Below are 974 nucleotides of genomic sequence, written 5' to 3'. Positions count from 1 at the left end.
GTCGTCGACAATGCCGGCATCATCGATGCCGCGACCAAGGCGGCGCTGACGCGGAAGCTTGCCGATTTCGAGACAAAAGGCTCCGACCAGATCGTCGTGGCGACGATTCCCAGCCTCGAGGGCGAGGAGATCGAGCCTTACGCCAACCGCCTGTTCCGCTTCTGGAAACTTGGGCAGGCGAAGGAAAACAACGGCGTGCTGCTGCTGGTTGCCCCGAACGACCGCAAGATGCGCATTGAGGTCGGTTATGGGCTGGAAGGTACGCTGACCGACCTGCACACCAAGCTGATCATCGAAAACGACATGGTGCCGGCTTTCCGCGCCGGGGACTTCTCCGGCGGTATCAGCAAAGCCGTAGACGACATGATCATGGTGCTGGAAGGAAATCCGGAGGAGCTGGAGGCGCGCGGCGAGCGCAACCAGGAAGCGCCCTTCGAGTCCGGCGACCTGTTCTTCACCGTGTTCATCGGCATCTGGATAACCATTATGGTCGGCAGTCTTGCTGTCTCCATCTTGCCGCCGATCTTCGGCCAGAAGCTCGGTCCCGGCCGCTACCGCTGGCTCGGCATGACCTTCGAGCCGCACCGGCGCTCCTCTCGTGGTGGCTGGTCGTCGGGAAGTTCCAGCGGCGGATGGTCTTCGGGGTCAAGCAGCGGCGGCGGTTTTTCCGGCGGTGGCGGTTCGTCCGGCGGCGGCGGCTCGTCGGGAAGCTGGTGATGGCATGACGATACCCAGCATCAGCCTGTCGAAACGCGACCGCCTCGCCTCGGCCGTCCTGATTGCTGCGGTCGTGCTGTTCTCCTGTATCACGGCCTACGCGGCCGACCTGCCGGCGCTGACCGGCCGCGTCGTCGACAATGCCGGCATCATCGATGCCGCGACCAAGGCGGCGCTGACGCGGAAGCTCGCCGACTTCGAGACAAAAGGTTCCGACCAGATCGTCGTGGCGACGATCCCCAGCCTCGATGGCGAGG

At 64.1% G+C, this 974-nt stretch carries 2 protein-coding genes; both read left to right on the top strand.

The genetic code is table 11. The features are described 5' to 3' along the window. The coding region (locus EN984_RS35935; RefSeq protein ID WP_164765983.1) for a YgcG family protein at window positions 1-717 on the top strand (717 nt) is incomplete at its 5' end. Window positions 718-721: 4 nt separating this feature from the next. Further along, a partial coding sequence (locus tag EN984_RS35930) for a TPM domain-containing protein (RefSeq protein WP_206517578.1) occupies window positions 722-974 on the top strand: 253 nt, incomplete at its 3' end.

It is taken from the genome of Mesorhizobium sp. M7A.F.Ca.CA.004.12.1.1, from assembly GCF_003997835.1.
Lineage (GTDB): Bacteria > Pseudomonadota > Alphaproteobacteria > Rhizobiales > Rhizobiaceae > Mesorhizobium.
The sequence above is the reverse complement of the archived record's forward strand: the minus strand, read 5'-3'. Positions and strand labels throughout refer to the sequence as shown.